Here is a 4,660-nt window from a genome sequence, read left to right on the forward strand (position 1 = left end):
GCTGGCTCGGCGCCGGCATGCTGCTGCTGGCGTTGCTGTCGGGGCTGGCCAGCACCGCCTGGTCGCTGAGCGACGGCGCCGTCGAACTGGTCAACTCGATGCCGGTGGCCGCCAAGAAGGTGCGCGACAGCCTGCGCCAGCGCACGGGCGGCAGCAGCCCGCTCGAAACCGTGCAGAAAGCCGCCACACAGATCGAACAGGCCGCCGCCGAAAACAGCACCGCCGCGCCGCCGCGCCGCGGGGTGCAGCGCGTAGTGATCGAGCGGCCGTCGTTCAATATCCGCGACTACCTCTGGAGCGGCACCATGGGGCTGATGTCGGCGCTGGGCCAGCTCACCGTGGTGGTCTTTCTCACTTATTTCTCACTGGCCTCGGGCAACCTGGTGCGGCGCAAGCTGGTGCGCATCGCCGGCACCAGCCTCGAGCGCAAGAAGGTCACGATGCAGGTGCTCAACGAGATCACCGCGCAGATTCAGAGCTACCTGCTGCTGCAGGTGTTCACCAGCGTGCTCGTGGGCATTGCCACGGGGCTGGCCTTCTGGGCACTGGGGCTGGAGAACGCGGCCGTGTGGGCGGTGGCGGCGGGCGTGCTCAACCTTGCGCCCTACATCGGTTCCGTGCTGGTCACCGGTGCATCGGCACTGGTGGGCTTTTTGCAGTTTGGCACGCTGGACATGGCGCTGGCCGTCGGCGGTGCCTCGCTCGTCATCCACACCATCGTGGGCCAGCTCATCACGCCCTGGCTGACCAGCCGCGCCAGCAGCATGAGCCCTGTGGCTGTGTTCGTGAGCGTGCTGGTGTGGGGCTGGCTCTGGGGGCTGTGGGGCCTGCTGCTGGGCATCCCGGTCATGATGGCCGTGAAGGCCGTCTGCGACCGGGTGGAAGACCTCAAGGCCATCGGCGAGCTGCTGGGCGACTAGCCGGCGGGGCAGCCCCGTCCGCAGGCGGCCTGCCCCGAACCGTTACCCCACGGGCAGCGCCTTTCGCGCGCCGCCGCGCCTCAACCCGTGTTGCGCAACCCGGCCGCGATACCGTTGATGGAGATGTGGATACCCGTCTGCACGCGCTCGTCCCCCTGCCCTGCGCGCCAGCGGCGCACCAGCTCGACCTGCAGGTGGTGCAGCGGGTCGATGTACGGAAAGCGGTGTTTGATGGAGCGTGCCAGCGCCGTGTTGTGCGTGAGGCGCTGCTTGTCGCCGGTGATGCGCGTGAGCGCGTCCACTGTGCGGTGCCACTCGGCTTCGATCGTGCTGAACACCTTCTTGCGCAGGCGCGTGTCCGTCACCAACTCGCTGTAGCGCGACGCCAGGGCCAAGTCGCTCTTGGCCAGCACCATGTCCATGTTGGACAGCAGTGTGCGGAAGAAAGGCCACTGGCGGTACATCTTCTGCAGCAGCGCCAGCTGGGCCTTGGGGTCCTTGCCCTCGGCGTTGACAAAGGCCTCCACCGCGGCGCCGAAGCCGAACCAGCCCGGCAACGTAAGGCGGCACTGGCCCCAGCTGAAGCCCCAGGGAATGGCGCGCAGGTCTTCGATCTTCTGGCTGGCCTTGCGCGATGCGGGGCGCGAGCCGATGTTCAGTTCGGCAATCTCGCGGATGGGGGTGGAATTGAAGAAATAGTCGGTGAAGCCCGGGGTTTCGTACACCAGCGCACGGTAGGCGCCCATGCTGGCCTGCGAAAGCCGCGCGGCCGCATCCAGGAACGCCTTGGTGGCCGACTTGGTGGGTTGCAGCAGCGTGGCTTCCAGCGTGGCGGCCACCAGGGTTTCGAGGTTGCGGCGGCCGATTTCGGGGTTGGCGTATTTCGAAGCAATCACCTCGCCCTGCTCGGTGAGCCGGATCTGGCCGCGCACGGTGCCCGGGGGTTGCGCCAGGATGGCCTGGTAGCTCGGACCGCCGCCACGCCCCACCGTGCCGCCGCGGCCATGGAACATGCGCAGCTGGATGCCGTGGCTGGTGTCCAGCTCGTCGAACAGCTCCACCAGCGCGATCTCGGCGCGGTACAGCTCCCAGTTGCTAGTGAAGATGCCGCCGTCCTTGTTGCTGTCGCTGTAGCCCAGCATGATGTCCTGCTCGCCGCCGCTGCGCTGCACCAGCGCCGCCACGCCGGGCAAGGCATAGAACTCGCGCATGATGGGCGCGGCATTGCGCAGGTCTTCGATGGTCTCGAACAAAGGCACCACTATCAGGTCATTGTGTGACTCTTCATCCAGCGTGCCGCGCACCAGCCCCACTTCCTTTTGCAGCAGCAGCACTTCGAGCAGATCGCTCACCGTTTCGGTGTGGCTGATGATGTAGTGGCGGATGGCCTCGTGCCCAAAGCGCTCGCGCATCACGCGGGCGGTCTCGAAAATGGCCAGCTCGCCCTGCGTGTGGGCCGAGTATTCGGCCCCCACCACGCGCAGCGGGCGTGCATCGTTGAGCAGCTTGATGAGCAGAGCGCGCTTGGCGGCCTCCTGCAGGCTGCTGTAGTTCGGCTCGATGCGGGCCGTGGCCAGCAGCTCGGCCACCACTTCCTCGTGCTTGTCGGAGCTTTGGCGCAGGTCCACCGTGGCAAGGTGAAAGCCGAACACCTCGACGGCGCGGATCAGCGGGTGCAGGCGTTCGGCCGCCAGCGCCTTGCCGTGGTGCGATTCCAGCGATGCCTCGATGACGCGCAGGTCCGCCAGAAACTCGGCGGCGCCGGCATACGCGTTTTGCGGCGCCACGGCATGGCGGGCCGCGTCGCCGCCCGTCAGTTCCTTGAGCGTGGCCGCCAGGCGCGCGTAGATGCCGGTCAGGGCGCGGCGATAGGGCTCGTCCTGGCGGTGCTCGCTGGTGTCGGGCGAGCGCAGGGCCAGCGCCTCCATGGCGGGCGATACCGTCACCAGGCGCGCCGACAGCGAAAGCTCGCCGCCCAGGTAGTGCACCTCGGTGAGGTAGTGGCGCAGCGCCATGTCGGCCTGGCTGCGCAGGGCGTGCTGCAGGGTTTGTGCGGTGACGTTGGGGTTGCCGTCACGGTCGCCGCCGATCCACTGGCCCATGCGCAGAAAGCTGTGCACCGGATACTGGCCCAGTTCCCGCTCGAGATCGGCATAGATCTTGGGAATCTCGCGCAGAAAGGTGGATTCGTAATAGGACAGCGCGTTCTCGATCTCGTCGGCCACGGTGAGCTTGCTGTAGCGCAGCAGGCGCGTTTGCCACAGCTGTGCCACGCGGGCGCGCAGCAGGGCTTCGTTGGCAGCCAGCTCCCGGGGGGTAAGGGCGTCCTTGGCGCTGTTGTAGAGCTGTGCGCGCACCTGGATATCGTCGCGGGTGGACAGCAACTGCGCAATGTCGCGCTCGGCGTCCAGGATGCTCTTGCGCTGCACCTCGGTGGGGTGTGCCGTGAGCACCGGCGCCACGTAGCTGCTGGCCAGCGTCTGCGCAATGGTCTTGGGCGCAATGCCAGCCCAGCGCAGGCGCGACAGGGCCACCTCGATGCTGCCCTCTTGCGTATCGCCCGCGCGCTCGTGCACGGCGCGGCGGCGGATGTGGTGGCGGTCTTCGGCCAGGTTGGCCAGGTGGCTGAAATAGGTGAAGGCGCGGATCACGCTCACCGTCTGGTCGCCCGACAGCGACTTGAGCAGCTTCTTGAGCGCGCGGTCGGCCTCCTGGTCGGCATCGCGGCGGAAGGCCACCGAGAGCTTGCGCACCTGCTCGACCAGCTCGTAGGCCTCCACCCCCTCCTGCTCCCGGATCACGTCGCCCAGAATGCGGCCCAGCAGGCGGATGTCGTCAATCAGGGGCTGGTCCTTGTCGGATCGCTTCATGGGGGGTGTCTCCGTTGGTGGGGGTGGGCGGCCGGCCGCTGCCAGCCCACTGCGCAGGCCCCTGCGGGCACCGGCCACCGGTGCGGGGCGATGCTAGCATCGCTATCTGCCCAATGATTACAAATAGGTTACGAACTTGAGCCCGACCTCCCTCCCCCCCCTGGTGATCGCCACCCGCGAAAGCCGCCTGGCCCTGTGGCAGGCTGAACATGTGCAGGCCCTGCTGCGCGCGCGCGGCCATACCGTGTCACTGCTGGGCATGACCACCCAGGGCGACCAGATACTCGACCGCAGCCTCTCCAAGGTGGGCGGCAAGGGCCTGTTCGTGAAAGAGCTCGAAGTGGCGCTCGAAGAAGGCCGCGCCCACATCGCCGTGCACTCGCTGAAAGACGTGCCCATGGAGCTGCCCGAAGGCTTTGCCCTGGCCTGCGTGATGGAGCGCGAGGACCCCCGCGATGCCTTCGTTTCGCCCCGCTACGCATCGCTCGAGGCCTTGCCCCAAGGTGCCGTGGTGGGCACATCGAGCCTGCGCCGCCAGGTGCTGCTGCAGGCGCTGCGTCCCGACCTGCGCATCGAGCCGCTGCGCGGCAACCTCGACACGCGCCTGCGCAAGCTCGACGAAGGCCAGTATGACGCCATCGTGCTCGCGGCGGCAGGCCTCAAGCGCCTGGGGCTGCAAGAGCGCATCCGCACCGAATTCGCCACCACCGCCATGCTGCCGGCCGCAGGCCAGGGCGCCCTGGGCATCGAGATTCGCAGCGACCGCCAAGACCTGATCGAGGCCCTGGCGCCACTGGCGCACCAGGAGACCTGGCTCACCGTGACGGCCGAACGCGCCGTCAGCCGCGCCATGGGCGGCAGCTGCTCGAT

3 protein-coding genes are annotated in these 4,660 nt (G+C 67.9%); 2 read left to right on the plus strand and 1 reads right to left on the minus strand.

What is annotated here, in order from left to right; all coding sequences use genetic code 11:
* Positions 1–920 (plus strand): AI-2E family transporter (locus ACDELDRAFT_RS19365; RefSeq protein WP_040329930.1); only part of this gene is annotated, 920 nt, incomplete at its 5' end.
* Positions 921–1,000: 80 nt separating this feature from the next.
* On the opposite strand, the gene ppc is transcribed toward ACDELDRAFT_RS19365, so the two are convergent.
* Positions 1,001–3,790, minus strand: a complete 2,790-nt coding sequence (ppc, locus tag ACDELDRAFT_RS19370) for a phosphoenolpyruvate carboxylase (RefSeq protein WP_005799731.1) — start codon at positions 3,788–3,790, stop codon at positions 1,001–1,003.
* A gap of 136 nt (positions 3,791–3,926) precedes the next feature.
* Here ppc and hemC point away from each other — a divergent pair.
* On the plus strand, positions 3,927–4,660 hold a 734-nt coding region (gene hemC / locus ACDELDRAFT_RS19375), incomplete at its 3' end, for a hydroxymethylbilane synthase (protein ID WP_005799732.1).

Origin of the sequence: Acidovorax delafieldii 2AN, assembly GCF_000175235.1 — a bacterium.
GTDB lineage: Bacteria > Pseudomonadota > Gammaproteobacteria > Burkholderiales > Burkholderiaceae_C > Acidovorax > Acidovorax delafieldii_B.

Coding starts and splice junctions, on each gene's coding strand:
- ppc (WP_005799731.1), bottom strand. CDS start 3,790: ATGAAGCGATCCGACAAGGACCAGCCCCTGATTGACGACATCCGCCTG.